The organism is Streptomyces sp. NPDC002463, from assembly GCF_042889835.1.
GTDB lineage: Bacteria > Actinomycetota > Actinomycetes > Streptomycetales > Streptomycetaceae > Streptomyces > Streptomyces nymphaeiformis.
Genome location: NZ_JBIARL010000015.1, coordinates 49,834 through 65,808, shown reverse-complemented (window position 1 = coordinate 65,808; position 15,975 = coordinate 49,834). Strand labels below are relative to the sequence as shown.

The window sequence follows — 15,975 nt, the reverse complement described above, 5'->3', positions numbered from 1 at the left end:
AAGAGGTTTTGTATGTCACGCGTGCTGCTGGTCAACCTGGCCAGCCTTCCCATGGACGGGAATCAACCCATATTCCCCATCGGTGTCCGGTGCGTCCAGGACGCCCTGGACCGCGCGGGCCACGTGACGCGACTCATGGACTTCGTCGCCGAGCCGGCCGGTCTGACCGACCTCGAGTGGCTCGGTGACGCATGGGACGTCATCGGGTTCACCATCCGGAACATCGACCCCATCGACATCACCTGCAGCACCCATGTCGACGAGTACGTCTCCTTCGCGAAGCGCGTGCGGGCCGAGCTCGGCCGGCGTGGGCTCGACCCGGTGCTGGTCGGGGGCGGGCCGGGCTTCAGCCTGTTCGGCGACACGCTCGTCGACAGGCTCGGGCTCGACGTGGGCGTCATCGGCCCGGGTGAGCAGGTCATGCTCGACATCGCGACGGACCCGCGGTCCTTCAAGGGGAGAGGCGGCGTCCTCCAGGGACGGCGGCACTGCGGATTCCTCACCGACACCCTGAGCCACCCGGCCTCGCTCATGGCGGCGTACACGAACGCGCACCAGGCGATGATCGGCGTGGAGACCCGACGGAAGACCTGTTACCAGACCTGCGGGTACTGCCCGTACGCGTACATCGAAGGAGACAACGCCGGAGACCTCAAGCCGCTGGACGTCCTGGCGGACGAGATCCGCGGAATCCACCGTGCGGGATTCCGGCGCATCTTCTTCACGGACGGCATCTTCAACAGCGAACTGCGGTTCGCCAAGGAAGTCGTCCAGCTCGTCAAGGATCTCGCCCTGGACGGCCTGACCTGGTCGGCGTACTTCACGCCGAAGCCCTTCGACGACGAATTCGGCGAAATGCTCCAGGACAGCGGAGTGGAAGCCGTCGTGGTGTCACCCGACAGCCTCGACGACACCATGATGCGCAACCTGGGCAAGTCCTTCTCGACCCGGCATGTTTCCCGATTCCTGGAACGCAGCCGCAAGAACGACCTTCCGGTGAAGGTGAACGTCGTGTTCGGCGGCCCCGGCGAGAACAGGGAGTCGGTCCGGAACAGCGCCCGATTCATCAACGAGAACCTCCGCGACGACGAACTCGTGATGCACGTCGGCTATCGGGTCCTGCCCGAGACCAACCTCGCGAAGCAACTCGAAGCGGACGACGACCAATTGCTCTACCCCGTCTTCTATCCCTTCGATCTCGACGTGTTCAACTGGATCATCCAGGACCTGGACTCCCGATTCATCACCCCCCAACTCATGATGAACCTGATGGCCGGCCGTGCGGCCGCGCGCAAGATGGCGAGAACAGAGGCGATGCCCGCGGTCGCGCCCCCGGGAAGGACCTACCTCGCCCTGGCCTCGGTGGGAGGAGGCGGTGGCAGTGGCTGCGGAGACTGATGTCGCGCCCCTCCCGATCCCGCGTACGGGAGGACTGACGGCCCGCCGCCTGCACGACGGAGAGGTCGACGCGGCTCTGCGGCTCTGCCCGTTCGACGACGTCGACGCCGACGTCATCCGCCGGGAGCTGGCGGCCGGGGCGGACTACTGCTGGATGGGCCTGTTCACCCCGGACGGAACCCTGGCGGCGGTGCACCGGGCCATGCGCTGGCACCGGCACCTGCTGCTGAAGGGCGTCTTCGTCGACGACGGGTTCCGAGGGTCGGGGGCCGCGCTCGGCGCGGCGTTCGCCATCCGGGACTGGGCCCGGGAGGCCGGATACGAGGGTGTCGCCGCCTGGGTGGAGCCGAACAAGCCCGAGGCGCGTCTGGCCGGCAGGCTGCGGCTGCGTCCCGTCGGCCCGCTCCTGCACCGCTATCTCGTCCGGCTGCCGTACGCCTCCGGCGCGGAGCGTCCGACCGGGACGCCCCCGCGCGCGTCCGGCACGCTCGTCGTTCCGGGCGGGGACGAAGCGGCTCCCATGGTCCGGGAACTGCTCGGTGTCCCGCGGGGTCCCTCCGCCGGCACCCGGCTCGCCTGGGTCCTCGACCGCTCACGACTCGTCCTGAGCGGCAACCCGTGCCGCTCCATGGCCGACCTGGGCGGATTCCTGGCAGCCGTCGAGGGCACCGCGGTGTCGGTCGGCGCGACCGCCGCCGAGGTGGTGGTCGAGGCGGCGGACATCCCGGCCGCGCTGGCGATGGCCGGCCTGGGGGCGCGGCGGCTGAGCCGTTCCCCGGTCGCTCTGGGCCTGGTGTCCTTCGCGGGCGCGGAACCCTCGGGTACGCCGGTCCGCCCGGCGGCGACCGAGCCGAGGACGCCGTGATCGGAGCACAGGAAGCCCGGCGCGCCTGCCTGGACGAGAGCCCCGAGGCGGCGGCGGAGCTGTTCCGGCGGCAAGGACTCGACCCGCGAGGTCTCGAGCGGCTGCTGTTCTCGACCGCCGACGCGGGTGAGGCCGCCCGGTCGGAGACCGTGGAGCTGCTGGACGCCTGGGGGCGGCCGACCGAGGCCGAGCTGTACGTGCCGTCGCGTCGGGACGGGCGCCCCCCGGGCCTGATCGTGGGCCTGCACGGCGTCGGGAGTTCCGGGGCGGCGCTCCGGGACCACCTCCGGCCGCTCGCCGACGCCTGCGGCGCGGTCCTGCTGTGCCCGACCGCGCTTCAACCGTTCGGGGCGAGCAGCAACTTCGACGTGGCCGGGATCTTCGGAAGCCGGTTCAAGGAGGCCCGGTGGACGACGGAGCCGGGCGACTTCCCGGTGCGGGCACTGCGCTGGGCCCGTGAACACCTGGCCGTGGACGTGAACCGCTGCGCTCTGGTGGGGGCCTCCATGGGGGGCATCGCGACCTGGGGCATGGCGTCACGCCGCTGGGACTGCCTCGCCATGGCCGCGTCCGTCAACGGCGCACCCTCGATCTGGGAGATGTTCGGGCCCGACAACACGATGCGTGAGCTGCTGCCCAATGTCCTGGGCGTGCCGCTGGCGGTGGTGCACGGAGTGCGGGATCAGCAGATCCCCCTCGTCCTCGCCCGTGATGCCGTGACGCATCTGCGGGGCCGAGGCCATCAGGGCATCTCGTTCGTCGAAGTGCCGGACGGAGAACACAAGCTGAGCACGATGGGGATCGAGCCGGGGAATCCGCAGTTCGACGAGATCGTCCGGTGCTTCGGCGCCGCGAGGAGAACGCCGTGGCCCGGACAGGTCCGGCACCGTGCCCGTGAGAGGGCGCACGGCCGGGCCCACTGGGTGGAGATGGACGATCTCCACCCCGGGAGCACGGCGACCGTGGACGCCCGTGCGGTGGACCGTACGCACCTGGTCGTCCGTGCGTCCGGCTGCTCGCGGCTGCGTCTCCTCCTCAGTGACCGGCTGGTGGATCACGGCCGGGTGCTGGTGACGGTCAACGACAGGTCCCGAGAAATAGATTTCCGCCCGTCCCTGGTCGATGCGATCTCCACGTACGGAGAGGCGGATGCCGACCCCGGCCGCATGGCGCAGATGGTCGTCGACATGGCAGTGCCCGAGATTCGTGAGGAAGAAGGTTCGTCTTGCTGAGCCGTGATGAAATGCGCCGTCTGCTGCTGGCACGCGGCCCTGAGCAGGAGCAGCTGTTCGCGGAGAGCCGGCGGGCACGGAACGAGCACTTCGGTGCGGCCGTCGTGCTGCGCGGTGTCATCGAGCTGACCAACGTCTGCCGGGTGAACTGCGACTACTGCCCGATGCGTCGTGACAACGTACGCGAGAACGACACCTACTTCCTGGCCGCGGACAAGATCGTCGAGCTGGCCGGACTGATCCGGGACAACGGGATCGACGTCATCCTGCTCCAGGGCGGCGAGACGCCGGCGCTGATGCCGCTCCTGGAGGAGGTGATACCGCGGATCCGGGCGCTGTACGACGACCGGGTCGAGATCCTGCTGAACGTCGGCAACCTCAAGCGGGCCCAGTACGAGCGGCTGAAGGCCGTGGGCGCGACGAGCTACATCCTCAAGCACGAGACGAGCGACCCCGAACTCCACCTCAGCCTTCGGCACGAGACCCTGGAGTCACGCCTGCGGTGCATGCGGGACCTCCAGGAGGTGGGCTTCAAGGTCGGCACGGGGCTGATCTCCAGCCTGCCGGGCCAGTCGCTGGACAGCATCATCGACGACATCGAGCTGGCGGGTGAGCTCGGTGTGGACATGTGCAGCGTGAGCCCCTTCATCCCGGCTCCGAACACGCCGATGAGCATCGCGCCGATCGGGGACAACGAGCTGGCGCTCAACGTCATCGCCCTTCTCCGGCTGTGCTACCCGCAGTTGCTGATCCCGTCGGTCAGCGCCCTGGAGCGGGTCGGAAGCGGCGGTCAGTCACGCGGCCTGGACGCCGGCGCCAACGTGATGACCGTCAACTTCTCCAGCGCCGCCGACCAGAAGCGCTACCTGATCTACGGGAAGGACCGCTTCGTCGTCACTCTCGATCACGTGCGGGGGCTCGTCCGGTCCTCCGGGCTCGAGCTGGGCGGATCGAGGTTCATCGAGCAGCCCCTGACGAGCGGGGTGGCGGCCTGATGAGCGTCTCCGTGTCCGACGCCGCCGTGTCGGACGTGAGCACCGGCCGGTTCCTGCGGTTCTGGACCGCGCAGACCGCGTCGCAGGCCGGTCAGCGCTTCGGGTTGCTGGCCCTGCCCGTGGTCGCGATCGAGACCCTCCACGCCGGGGCGGAGGAGGTCGGATACCTGACCGCCGCGCTCACCGTGTGCTATCTGCTGATCGGTCTGCCGGCCGGTGCGTGGGTCGACCGCCGACCGAAGCGGACCACCATGATCAGGGCGGCCGTGGTGCGAGCCGTCGTGCTGGCCGCCATCCCCGCGCTGTGGGCCTTCGACCGGCTCTCGCTCGGGTGGCTGTACGCGGTCGCGGTGATCGTCGGTGTCGCCTCGGTCTTCTTCGACGTCGCGTACCAGTCGTACGTGCCGTTCATCGTCTCCGACAAGGACATCGAACGGGCGAACGCCAGGCTGGAGTCGTCGGCCCAGATCTCCGCGGCCGGCGGGCCGGCCGCGGCGGGACTCCTCCTCAAGGCCGTGAGCGCGCCCGTGGTGATCGCCGTCGACGCGGTGGCCTACGTGGTGTGCGCCGGTCTCCTGGCGACGGTCAAGGACTCCGAACCGTCCCGCCGCGAGAAGGCGGGAGAGGAGTCCCGGCTGACGCAGGACATCCTGGCCGGCGTCCGGTTCGTCGTGGGCAACGCGGTACTGCGGCGGCTGCTGGTCTCGGTGGGGGTGTCGAACTTCTTCGCCACCATCGCCATGACGCTGACGCCCCTGCTCGTCCTGAGGACGCTGGGCCTCGGCTCCACGGTCATGGGGGTCGTCCTCGGCGTCGGCACGCTCGGTGGTCTGCTGGCCGCGTTCACCCTCCCGAAGGTCCGTGCCCGCTTCGAGGCGGGCAGGGTCATGGCGGTCGGCCTCCTCCTCGCGGGTGTCTCCATGGCGGCGTTCCCCGTGGCCGGATCCCTGGACGGGTCCGCCTTCGTGGTCCCGGTCGTCCTGCTCGTCCTCGGCCAGTTCGGAATGACCTGGGGTGCGGTGACCTTCAACATCGCGCAGGTGAGTGTGCGGCAGCGGGTCTGCCCCAAGGACATGCTGGCCCGGATGACCGCGTCGATCCGCTTCGTGGTGTGGGGAAGCATGCCCGTGGCGTCGATCCTCGCCGGCTGGCTCGGCTCGCGCATCGGCGTCGTGCCCTGCCTGTGGATCGGTGTGGTGGGTGCCTTCCTGACGGCTCTTCCCATCATCGGGATGGACCGGCTGATCCGTTCCTCGACGCCGGCCCCCGATTCCGGTGTCTGAGGCCCGGCGCGGACTGGCCGAAGCCGTCCTCTCGTCCGGAGGACGGATCGGCGAGGCGCTCCCCGAGGCCACCGCGAGCCGCGTCACGCGGTGCGCCGAGCAGTACCGGAAGGCAGGTGTCACGGACGGCGACCTGCTCGTGTTCTCCGGTCTCGCGCCGGAGACGCTCCTGGCAGCCGTGGTCGCGTGCTGGAGCACCGGCGCCGCCGCGTGGGTGACACCCCGCGCGCCGGAGACGTTCACGGCGCACGGCGCGTCCTTCACCGTCACTCCCGGGTCCGCCGAGGAGATCACGGTGGAACGGCTCGCCGGCGCGACCCTGCCGGTCCCCGCCGGTCTCGGTCTGCTGCACGAGACGTCCGGGTCCACCGGCGAGCCCAGACTCGCGAGGCGCAGTGTCGAGAGCCTCCGCGCCGAGCACGTCGGCTACCGCGGAGGCATGGGACTGGGCGCCGAGGACACGGTGAGGATCCCGGTACCGGTGGCGCACTCCTTCGGTTCCGGGGTGGCGCTCTCCGCGCTCCTGTCCGGATGCCGGGTCGACGCCCGTCCGTTCACGACGGCCTCGGCCGTGGCCCGCGACCTGGACGGGGGCGCGAGCGGCAAGCTGGCCATCACTCCCGCCCTGCTGCGGCTGCTGACGAAGACCCGGCGCACGGGTGACTCCCGGCCGCGGGCGGTCCTGGTCGGTGCCGGCACCGTCTCGGACGAGCTGGACGCCGCCTGCGTGGCCCGCTTCGGAGTCCCGATCACCCGCGGGTACGGGTCGAGCGAGACCGGAGGGATGTTCATCGGGTCCCGCGGGCTCGGGCAGCCGATCCCCGCCGTCGGGATCGTCGGCCCGGATCCGGGATCCCGCGGCGAGCTGCTCGTGCGCACGGCGACTCCCGTCTGGGGTTACGCGCACGAGCCCGTACGCGACTCGCTCCTGTGGCGGACCGGGGACGTCGTCGAGCGCGACGCCTCGGGTCAGGTGTGGTTCGTCGGGCGCGAGCCCGGAGCCGTACGCGCCAACGGGAAGTTCGTGGACGTCTCCTCGGTCCGGACCGCCGTCGGCGAGGTGGAGGGCGTGGAGGAGGTCGAGTTCCTGGTCCTCCCCCGGGCCGGCGACGCGGAGTTCGAGGACGTCTACGCGGTGGTGTCCGGACGGCCGCCCTCGCGAGAGACCGTGGAGAACGCGCTGTACGCGAGCGTTCCGCCCGGTTTCGCACCACGGTTGAGGATCTTCGCAGAATTCCCGCGGACCGCCATCGGAAAGCTGGACCGTACTGCGCTCACGGAATGGATCAGGGCGAAATGACTGAACAGCTGCTGTCGGATTCCCGTGACGGGTTGACGGCGGTGATGGACGCGATCGTCTCCGCGGCCGGGAACGCCGGGGTCGACGATGCCGTACTGGCCCGGCTGCGGTGCCTGCACACGGCGGACGAGGACACGCTGCTGAGATCGCCCGCGGAGCTCGGTCTCGACTCCCTGACCTGGCTGGAGGTGCTCACGGTGCTCGAAGAGCGCTTCGACGTCCTCCTGCCCGACGCGGTGGCCGTGTCTCCCGAATCGCGCACGGTCCTCGGTCTGGCACGTGCACTCGCGGACTGTCGGCGCGCAGGGCGCTGAGTCGGACAGAGAGAAAGGACGAGTATTCATGAACATCGTCGCCAGTGGCGCACGGTACCGGGTCATCGATGACTTCCTGCCGCCGGACGAACTCGCCGAGATCCGTTCGGTGATGCAGCGCAGACAGTTCGAAGAAGTCGCCAGCGTCATCTATCCGGAGACGGACGGGCGCGCCTTCCGCTCCCGTGGGGCCGTGCTCCGGCAGGACACCGGGACGCCGACGGCCGAGTCGCGGGAGCAGGACGCGCAGCCCGCCGCCTTCCGGACGATCCTCGGGGAACTCGGCGCGCATCCGGACATGTTCGGCGCGCCCGGGGAGGACTGGTCCGCGGTCGGCTTCAGCTTCTGGCGGTACCCCGCGGGAAGCCGACTGGGCTGGCACAACGATGTGGCGACCGGCCGGCTGGGGGAGTTCGTCTTCTTCCTCCACGAGGAGTGGAAGGCGTCCTGGGCCGGCGAACTGGTCATCCTGGACGCCGATCCCGACACCGTCGACGTCGACACGACCGGCATGTCCGCGATGGAGGCCGTCGAAGCGAAGGCGAGCCAGGCCTCCCACGCCCTGACGGCCATCGTGCCCAAGCCGAACCGACTGGTCCTCGTCCAGGAGGGCACCATCCACTGCATCAACCGGGTGGACCCGACGGCGGGGACGACCCTGCGGCAGACGATGACCGGCTTCGTCGCCGGCGCCGCTCCCGAGCCCGGAAAGCGGTCCGTGGACCGGCTGACGTCCTTGCTCGGTTCCGACTAGGACCCCCGAGCACTCAAGCGTGCTGGCTTCTCTCGCCGGATTGGAAAGAGGAACATGGAAGAACTGTGGATCACCGAAGGCCCCCGGGAGTTCGACCGGTGGCTCGCACAGGGGAAGGTCGACCCCGCGCAGGTCGAGCGCATCAGAGAGGGACTGGAGATCACCGCCGAGGGGCGGGTCGCCGAGGTGGGCGGTCTGCAGACACCGGAGATCTACTTCCCCGGTCTCACGGCCCGACCGTGGTGGAGCCGTGAGGACTTCCCCTGGCTCGACGAGCTGGAGGCCGCCGCTCCCGCGATCCTCGCGGAGCTGCAGGCCCTGGGCGTCAACCTCGACGGCGCCGTGTCGCATCCCACGGGGCTGGCCGAGGACGGCAAGTGGCGCGCGCTGTACCTGTCGTGCATCGGCCGGCCGTACGCCAAGAACGTCTCCGCGTTCCCGAACACGCTGAAGACGCTCTCGGCCATCCACGGCGCCACCGACAGCGGCATGACGTACTTCTCGACCATCTTGGGAGGTACGCACATCCGCCCGCACTCCGGCTTCAGCAATGCCCACCTGCGCTGCCACCTCTCCCTGGTGGCGACCGAGGGCTCCCGCATCCGGGTCGCCTCGGAGGCGCGCGCCTGGCGGCAGGGCAAGGCGTTCGTCTTCGACGACTCCTACGACCACGAGGTGTGGAACGAGGGCGAGGAGCGCCGGACGGTGCTGCTCTTCGACTTCTGGCACCCGGATCTCACCCCGCCGGAGATCGAGGCCCTCACGCACATGATGGGCGTCTGGCGGCGCATGTACGCACGGCACTTCTGGACGCACCAGATGGACGCCTCGTCCCCCGGCCCGACTTCCCTCGCCGCTTAGGAGAACTGTTTCTGTCATGGCTGTCGACACCTGGTCCGAGACCGAGGACTTCCTCAGTGGCGTGCTGTGTGCGCCCGACCCCGACCTCGCCCGCGCGCTGGACGTCAGCGAGCAGGCGGACCTGCCGATCATCAACGTCTCCGCGCTCCAGGGCAAGCAGATCAGCCTGCTGGCGCGGATAGCCGGCGCCCGGCGGATCCTCGAGGTGGGAAGCCTCGGCGGCTACAGCGCCCTGTGGCTGGCCAAGACGCTGCCTCCGGGCGGCCGCATGGTGACCATCGAGAACAATCCGGTGCACGCCGTGGTCGCCGCGGACAACCTCAAGGCGGCCGGGCTCGACGACCGCGTCGAGGTCCGCGTGGGCAATGCCGCCGAACAGCTGGCACAGCTCGCGGAGGAGAAGGCCGAGCCCTTCGACTTCTTCTTCATCGACGCCGACCAGCACAACAACGTGACCTACTTCGAGAGCTGCCTGCGCCTCGGCCGCTCCGGCAGCGTCATCGTCTTCGACAACGTCGTGAGGGCCGGCGAGGTCCGGGACCTGGAGACGTCGAACGGCGCCGTCCGCGCCACCCAGCGGGTGCTCGAGCTGGTCAGCAGCTCCGACCGGGTCGACGGAGTCGTCTTCCAGACGGTGGGCCACCGAGGGCACGACGGCATGCTCGTCATCCGGATGAGCTGACAGTCGCACGGGGCCTCCGGGTGCCTCCCGACCGGTTCGTCGGGAGGCGCCCCGTGGGCCCGCGACGACGGGACACCAAGGAGTCACGCCGATCAACGGGCGTGACCGAAGAGGAGGAAATTGCAGTGACCCGTGATATCCGCACGGTGGACGACGTCCTGCACATGTTGGATCGGCTGTTCACCGCGGAGACGGACCGCTGGACGGACGGATCCTGCGACTGGTGGGACGAGTTCTACGCCAACCGTTCCCGGGACATCCCGTTCTTCGTCGACAAGCCGGACGAGAACCTGGCCTCGTACCTGGAACGCGGCCTCATCACACCCGGCCGGGCCCTGGACCTGGGCTGCGGGCCGGGGCGCAACGCCGTCTTCCTCGCCGCCCAGGGCTACGAGGTGGACGCGGTCGACCTTTCCCGCACCGCGGTGACCTGGGGCCGGGAGAGGGCCGGAGAAGCCGGCGTGGACGTCCGCTTCCACTGCGGTGACATCTTCACCGTCGACCTGCCGCCCGGCCGCTACGACCTGATCTACGACTCCGGCTGCCTGCACCACCTGCCGCCGCACCGCCGTGTCAGCTACCTGGCCCTGCTGGAACGGGCGCTCGCCCCGGGCGGCCACTTCGGTCTCGCGTGCTTCGCCTCGGGAGCGACGGGTTCGAAACTGCCCGACGAGGAGTTCTACCGCACCCGCAGCCTGGACGGCGGACTGGCCTACACCCTCGACGACCTGCGCGGCCTCTTCCCCGCCTTCACCGCGGTCGAGCTGCGCGCCATGACGAGGCAGTCGCCCGACTCCCCGCTCTTCGGTGTGTCGCTCCTGAACACCGGACTCTTCCAGCGCCCGCTGTGACGGCACCCCGGAACGACGAAGATCCCGCCCGATCTTGCGATCGGACGGGATCTCGTCAACGTCCCTGAGAGCTACTCAAGAACAGTCGTCTGTGGACCTGTGGGGATTTGAACCCCAGACCCCCTCGATGCGAACGAGGTGCGCTACCAGACTGCGCCACAGGCCCTTGCGACGTGTGAAACATTAGCATCCCTCCGGGGAAGAACAAAAATCGCTTCCTCCGCAGGTCAGCCGGGGACCGTCGCGGACCCCCGGCCGGGGGTCATTCGTTGGCCGCGCGAGGGCGGTCGTCGTCCGCGTACTGATCGAAGAGCGGGGTGCGGCCGTGTTCGCGGCCGCGGCGCGGCGGGGTGGTGCGCTGGCGGGGCGCCGGGGCCGGCGCGGGGGTCGGGTCCGCCGCCGTGGAGGAGCGGGCCGCGCTCCAGGTCTCCGGGTCCGTGATGTCGATGCCGCTCGTGGCGCGCGGGGCGACCGGGGCGGTGACGTACGTGGGGAGCGGCACCGGGACCGGGTCCCAGCTGTCGCCGCGGGCCGGGCCACGCTCACGCTGCTGGTCCACCCACTCGGCGTGGTCGGTCTGCTCGACGAGGGCGCGCCGGTCCGCCTCCTGCGGGGAGACCGCCGGGACCACGGGAGCCTGGTCGGCCTCCGGCTCCGGGGTCGGGACCGGGCGGCGGCTCTCGCGCAGCCGGGCGGCGGCCGCTTCGGCGCGGCGCCGGTCCATGACGTACACGAAGCGCCGGCGCTCCTGGACGCGCAGGTGCACGATGTACGTGCTGAGGAGCAGCGCGGGGACCGCCGGGGCCCACAGGAAGGCGACACCGCCGACGGCCGCGACGACCGCGCCGAGGGTGAAGGCGGCGAAGAGGAGCGTCGTGGTCCGGCGGCGCCGTGCGAGGACCTTGCCGCGCCGGGCGCGCTCGGCGGCGCCGCCCGCGGCCTGGCGGGCCGGCGCGGGGCCCGGTGCCGGTTCCGGCTCGGGCGCCGGGAGTTCCAGGCGCGCCTCCGTCCTGGCCGCGGGCGCGGAGAAGGCCCGGACGTCGACCGAGCTCAGATGCTCGGTCTCCGCGTCCGGGTCCACGTCGGGCGTCGGTCCCTCCGCCGCAAGGTCCCGCTCCTTGAGCTCCTTGGCGTACCGGCGCTCCATGCCCGCCCGTCCGGAAAGCAGCCGGATGGCGGTGCTGAAGCGTTCCGTCGGACGGGCTTCGTTCAGCTCGTCCTGCCTGCGGAGCCACATCGGCACCAAGTAGGCGGCCCAGGCCCCGACGATGACTGCGTAGATGAGGCCGCTGCTGCTCACGCCTCACACGGTAGAGGGGTTCCGTAACACGCATCGGCCAATTGGCCCGGTGTGTCGCACGATCTGGCTGATATCACTGAACTTTTTTGTGATTGTTCAGATCGATTGACCGCCAACTGGCGATTTAATTCGAACACTTATTGCATTCTTGATTGGTGCCAGCGCCTCAGCAGCCCTTCCGGCACCTCCTCCGCCGTCAGCGCGAACACCAGATGGTCCCGCCACGCGCCGTCGATGTGGAGATACCGGGGCCGCAGCCCCTCCTCGCGGAAACCGAGCTTCTCCACCACCCGGCGCGACGGCCCGTTCTCCGGGCGGATGCACACCTCCATGCGGTGCAGCCCGACCACCCGGAAGCAGTGGTCGACGGCGAGCGCGACCGCCGTCGGCATCACCCCGCGCCCGGCCACCTCGCTGTCCACCCAGTACCCCACGTGCCCCGAGCACATCGAACCCCAGGTGATCCCGGCCACCGTCAACTGGCCGACGAGACGCCCCCGGTACTCGATCACGAACGGCAGCATCCGCCCGGCGTTCGCCTCCGACCGCAGATGGCGCACCATCTGACGGTACGTGGGCCGCTGGGCTACCGGCGCGCCCGGAGGCGCCGGCGGAACCGTGGCCTCCCAGGGCCGCAGCCATTCGCGGTTGCGCCGGTTCACCTCGCGCCAGACCGCCTGGTCGCGCATCTTTATCGGTCGGAGCAGCACCTCGCCGTCGACGAGCACCACCGGCCAGGAGGGGATCACGACGCTCTCGGGTGGTCGCCGCCGCGGATCTGGTCGACGGCGTGGCGGAGCAGCGGCTCCAGGACGGCGAGCCCGTCCTTCACGCCGCCCGGGGACCCCGGCAGGTTCACGATCAGCGTGCCGCCCGCGACCCCGGCCAGACCGCGCGAGAGCGCCGCCGTCGGGACCTTCTCGCGGCCGTACGCGCGGATGGCCTCCGGGATGCCGGGGATCTCCCGCTCCAGGACCCGGCGGGTCGCCTCGGGGGTCTCGTCGGTGGGCGAGATGCCCGTGCCGCCGGTGGTGACGATCACGTCGTACCCGGCGTCGACCCCGGCGCGCAGGGCCGCCTCGACCGGCGCCCCGTCCGGGACGACCTGCGGGCCGTCCACGGCGAACCGCATCCGGGTCAGGCCCTCGGCGACCAGCGGACCGCCCTTGTCCTCGTACACCCCGGCCGAGGCCCGGTTGGAGGCGGTGACGACGAGGGCGCGGCAGGCCTCGGCCGGGATCTCCCCGGGGGCGGGCTCCACCTGCTCCTCGTGCGTCCCGGCCACCCGGCCCGCGCGCGTCACGCCTCGGCCCTCGTCCAGTGGCCCGACTTGCCGCCCGTCTTCTCCTCCACCCGCACGTCGGAGATGACCGCGCCCTTGTCGACCGCCTTGATCATGTCGACGACGGTCAGGGCCGCCACCGAGACCGCCGTGAGGGCCTCCATCTCGACGCCCGTGCGGTCCGTGGTCTTCACCGTCGCCAGGATCTCGACCGCGTCGTCCGTGACCGCCAGGTCCAGGGTGACGCCCGAGACGGCCAGCGGGTGGCAGAGCGGGATGAGGTCCGGGGTCTTCTTGGCGCCCATGATCCCGGCGATGCGGGCGGTGGCCAGCGCGTCGCCCTTCGGGACGCCCTCGCCGCGCAGCAGCTCGATCACGCGCGGCGAGACGAGGACCCGCCCGCTGGCGCGCGCGGTGCGGGACGTGACGTCCTTCGCCGATACGTCGACCATGCGGGCCGCGCCCGCCTCGTCGATGTGGGTGAGACCTTGCTGCGTGCTCATGGCCGTGACACTCCCGGTCGCTGTGTGAAGGACGACACCGTACCCCCAGCGTCGCCCCCTCAGCCGAGGAGGACCACTTCCAGCTCGGCGCCCGGCTCCACGCTCTCCGTCTCCTCCGGGACCACGAGCAGGCAGTCCGCGTGCGCGAGGGCCGCGATCAGGTGGGAGCCGGCACCGCCCACGGGTGTGACGGTGCCCGCCTCAGGGTCGTACGTGCCGCGCAGGAACTGGCGGCGGCCGGCCGGCGACGACAGGGCCTTCTCCGCGTCGAGCACCGCCCGCACCCGGGGCCGCTGCAGGTCCTCGACGCCCATCAGCGCGCGGATCGCGGGCCGCACGAACAGCTCGAAGGAGACGTACGACGAGACCGGGTTGCCCGGCAGGGCGAGCAGCGGGATCTGCTCGGCGCCGACCGCGCCGAAGCCCTGCGGCTTGCCCGGCTGCATGGCCAGCTTGCGGAAGTCGACCTGGCCGTCGGCGGTCAGCGCCTCCTTCACCACGTCGTACGCGCCGACGCTCACCCCGCCGGTGGTCACGATCAGGTCGGCCCGGATGAGCTGGTCCTCGATGGTGGCGCGCAGCGACTCGGCGTCGTCGGCGACGGCCCCCACCCGGTACGCCAGGGCGCCGGCGTCCCGCGCGGCGGCGGCGAGCGCGAAGCTGTTGGAGTCGTGGATCTGGCCCTCGCCGAGCGGCTCGCCGGGCTGGACCAGCTCGCTGCCGGTGGACAGGACGACCACCCGGGGGCGGGGGCGGACCTTCACGGTGCCCCGGCCGATCGCGGCGAGCAGGCCGATCTGCGGCGGCCCGAGGACCGTGCCCGCCGCGAGGGCGAGCTCCCCGGCCCGTACGTCGCTGCCCGCCCTGCGGACATGGGCGCCGGCCTCGGCGGACCGGTGGACCCGGACCTCGCCGGCCGCGCCCTCGGGGGCGGTGCTTGCGGCGGTCATGCCGGTGGCCGCGCCCCCGCCCGTACCGCCGTCGGTCCACTCGACGGGGACGACGGCCTCGGCGCCGGGCGGCAGCGGGGCGCCGGTCATGATCCGGGCGGCCTGGCCGGGGCCGACCTCGGGCAGGCCGCCGGCGCCCGCGGCGACGTCGCCGATGACGGTGAGGACGGCCGGGAACTCCTCGGTGGCGCCGGTGACATCGGCGACCCGGACCGCGTACCCGTCCATGGAGCTGTTGTCGAAGGGGGGCAGCGCGACCGGCACCGTCACGTCCTCGACGAGGACGCAGCCCTGGGCGTCGAGGAGTTGCAGCTCGATCGGTTCGAGCGGGGAGACCGTCGCGAGGATGTCGGCGAGGTGCTCGTCCACCGACCACAGGCCGCGGGCCGGGCCCGCGCAGGGGTCCGGCGCGCCTTCCGCGTGGTCATGCTCGTGATCGTGTGCCGCGCTGCTGCTCAAGGTGCTACATCTCCTCGCTGACGTATCTCCGGAGCCAGGCCCGGAAGTCCGGTCCCAGATCTTCACGTTCGCACGCGAGTCTGACAATGGCACGCAGATAGTCCCCGCGGTCACCGGTGTCATAGCGGCGACCCTTGAACACGACGCCGTGCACCGGGCCGCCGATCTTCTCGTCCGAGGCGAGTTTCTGCAGGGCGTCGGTCAGCTGGATCTCGCCGCCGCGGCCCGGCTCGGTCTCCCGCAGCGTGTCGAAAACGGCCGGATCCAGTACATAACGGCCGATGATCGCGTAATTGCTCGGCGCCTCGCCCGGGTCCGGCTTCTCGACCAGATCCGTCACCTTCACCACGTCCGAGTCGGCGGTCGGCTCGACCGCCGCACAGCCGTAGAGGTGGATCTGCGAGGGCTCGACCTCCATGAGGGCGATGACGCTGCCGCCCTCGCGCTCCTGGACCTCCACCATCCGCGAGAGCAGCGGGTCGCGCGGGTCGATCAGGTCGTCGCCGAGGAGGACCGCGAAGGGCTGGTCGCCGACGTGCGGGGCCGCGCAGAGCACGGCGTGCCCGAGGCCGCGCGGGGCGCCCTGGCGGACGTAGTGCATGGTGGCCAGGTCGCTGGACTCCTGGACCTTGGAGAGGCGTGCCGCGTCGCCCTTCCGGCTCAGAGCTTCCTCCAGCTCGTAGTTCCGGTCGAAGTGGTCCTCCAGGGGACGCTTGTTCCGGCCGGTGATCATCAGAACGTCCGAGAGCCCGGCCGCAACGGCCTCCTCGACGACGTACTGGATCGCCGGCTTGTCGACGACCGGCAGCATCTCCTTCGGCGTCGCCTTGGTCGCCGGGAGGAAGCGGGTACCGAGACCGGCGGCGGGGATGACAGCCTTGCTGATCCGACCGAGCCTGGGGAGCGACTGATTCATGCCGTGCACCTTAGTCGTTCGGAATGAGAA

General features: G+C 70.8%; 17 protein-coding genes and 1 tRNA gene. 11 read left to right on the top strand and 7 right to left on the bottom strand.

What is annotated here, in order from left to right:
* Window positions 1-12 precede the first annotated feature (12 nt).
* The 11 genes from ACFYX3_RS28090 (at window position 13) to ACFYX3_RS28040 (ending at window position 10,535) form a co-directional block, all read left to right on the top strand.
* Window positions 13-1,398 (top strand): B12-binding domain-containing radical SAM protein, encoded by a 1,386-nt coding sequence (locus ACFYX3_RS28090; protein WP_389018834.1) that lies wholly within the window; start codon window positions 13-15, stop codon window positions 1,396-1,398.
* Complete coding sequence (locus ACFYX3_RS28085) at window positions 1,382-2,263, top strand: hypothetical protein (RefSeq protein WP_389018831.1); 882 nt, start codon at window positions 1,382-1,384, stop codon at window positions 2,261-2,263. The genes ACFYX3_RS28090 and ACFYX3_RS28085 overlap by 17 nt, the downstream gene beginning before the upstream one ends.
* Window positions 2,260-3,495 (top strand): hypothetical protein, encoded by a 1,236-nt coding sequence (locus tag ACFYX3_RS28080; protein WP_389018828.1) that lies wholly within the window; start codon window positions 2,260-2,262, stop codon window positions 3,493-3,495. Before ACFYX3_RS28085 ends, ACFYX3_RS28080 begins: the two co-directional genes overlap by 4 nt.
* On the top strand, window positions 3,489-4,490 hold the full coding sequence (locus ACFYX3_RS28075; RefSeq protein ID WP_389018825.1) for a radical SAM protein: 1,002 nt from the start codon (window positions 3,489-3,491) through the stop codon (window positions 4,488-4,490). The genes ACFYX3_RS28080 and ACFYX3_RS28075 overlap by 7 nt, the downstream gene beginning before the upstream one ends.
* Window positions 4,490-5,773, top strand: a complete 1,284-nt coding sequence (locus tag ACFYX3_RS28070; protein ID WP_389018821.1) for an MFS transporter — start codon at window positions 4,490-4,492, stop codon at window positions 5,771-5,773. The genes ACFYX3_RS28075 and ACFYX3_RS28070 overlap by 1 nt, the downstream gene beginning before the upstream one ends.
* On the top strand, window positions 5,766-7,073 hold the full coding sequence (locus ACFYX3_RS28065; RefSeq protein ID WP_389018818.1) for an AMP-binding protein: 1,308 nt from the start codon (window positions 5,766-5,768) through the stop codon (window positions 7,071-7,073). The genes ACFYX3_RS28070 and ACFYX3_RS28065 overlap by 8 nt, the downstream gene beginning before the upstream one ends.
* On the top strand, window positions 7,070-7,387 hold the full coding sequence (locus ACFYX3_RS28060; protein ID WP_181924611.1) for an acyl carrier protein: 318 nt from the start codon (window positions 7,070-7,072) through the stop codon (window positions 7,385-7,387). Before ACFYX3_RS28065 ends, ACFYX3_RS28060 begins: the two co-directional genes overlap by 4 nt.
* Window positions 7,388-7,415: 28 nt before the next feature.
* Window positions 7,416-8,141: a 2OG-Fe(II) oxygenase gene (locus ACFYX3_RS28055; RefSeq protein WP_389018814.1), complete on the top strand. Its 726-nt coding sequence runs from the start codon at window positions 7,416-7,418 to the stop codon at window positions 8,139-8,141.
* A 54-nt stretch (window positions 8,142-8,195) separates the two neighbouring features.
* Window positions 8,196-9,002 carry an aspartyl/asparaginyl beta-hydroxylase domain-containing protein gene (locus ACFYX3_RS28050; protein WP_382659897.1) on the top strand — a complete coding sequence of 269 codons (807 nt, stop codon included), beginning with the start codon at window positions 8,196-8,198 and terminating at the stop codon, window positions 9,000-9,002.
* Window positions 9,003-9,018: 16 nt separating this feature from the next.
* Complete coding sequence (locus ACFYX3_RS28045) at window positions 9,019-9,684, top strand: O-methyltransferase (protein ID WP_382659899.1); 666 nt, start codon at window positions 9,019-9,021, stop codon at window positions 9,682-9,684.
* A gap of 125 nt (window positions 9,685-9,809) precedes the next feature.
* Window positions 9,810-10,535 carry a class I SAM-dependent methyltransferase gene (locus ACFYX3_RS28040; protein WP_382659901.1) on the top strand — a complete coding sequence of 242 codons (726 nt, stop codon included), beginning with the start codon at window positions 9,810-9,812 and terminating at the stop codon, window positions 10,533-10,535.
* Window positions 10,536-10,627: 92 nt separating this feature from the next.
* Here the strand turns inward: ACFYX3_RS28040 and ACFYX3_RS28035 are convergent.
* From ACFYX3_RS28035 to galU, 7 genes are all read right to left on the bottom strand, one after another.
* Window positions 10,628-10,701: transfer RNA gene (locus ACFYX3_RS28035), tRNA-Ala, on the bottom strand.
* Window positions 10,702-10,797: 96 nt separating this feature from the next.
* The gene (glpR, locus tag ACFYX3_RS28030; protein WP_389018809.1) at window positions 10,798-11,835 is read right to left on the bottom strand and encodes a gephyrin-like molybdotransferase receptor GlpR; all 1,038 of its coding nucleotides are present in this window, start codon (window positions 11,833-11,835) and stop codon (window positions 10,798-10,800) included.
* Between the two features lie 137 nt (window positions 11,836-11,972).
* Window positions 11,973-12,584 carry a GNAT family N-acetyltransferase gene (locus ACFYX3_RS28025; protein WP_389018805.1) on the bottom strand — a complete coding sequence of 204 codons (612 nt, stop codon included), beginning with the start codon at window positions 12,582-12,584 and terminating at the stop codon, window positions 11,973-11,975.
* Window positions 12,581-13,096, bottom strand: a complete 516-nt coding sequence (locus ACFYX3_RS28020; RefSeq protein ID WP_389019231.1) for a molybdenum cofactor biosynthesis protein B — start codon at window positions 13,094-13,096, stop codon at window positions 12,581-12,583. Before ACFYX3_RS28020 ends, ACFYX3_RS28025 begins: the two co-directional genes overlap by 4 nt.
* Window positions 13,097-13,134: 38 nt before the next feature.
* Window positions 13,135-13,620: a cyclic pyranopterin monophosphate synthase MoaC gene (moaC, locus tag ACFYX3_RS28015; protein ID WP_030546596.1), complete on the bottom strand. Its 486-nt coding sequence runs from the start codon at window positions 13,618-13,620 to the stop codon at window positions 13,135-13,137.
* Between the two features lie 59 nt (window positions 13,621-13,679).
* Entirely contained in the window at window positions 13,680-15,029 is a 1,350-nt protein-coding gene (glp, locus tag ACFYX3_RS28010; RefSeq protein ID WP_389018800.1) for a gephyrin-like molybdotransferase Glp, read from the bottom strand.
* A 4-nt stretch (window positions 15,030-15,033) separates the two neighbouring features.
* Window positions 15,034-15,945: a UTP--glucose-1-phosphate uridylyltransferase GalU gene (gene galU, locus ACFYX3_RS28005; protein WP_359508275.1), complete on the bottom strand. Its 912-nt coding sequence runs from the start codon at window positions 15,943-15,945 to the stop codon at window positions 15,034-15,036.
* Between the last annotated feature and the right edge of the window lie 30 nt (window positions 15,946-15,975).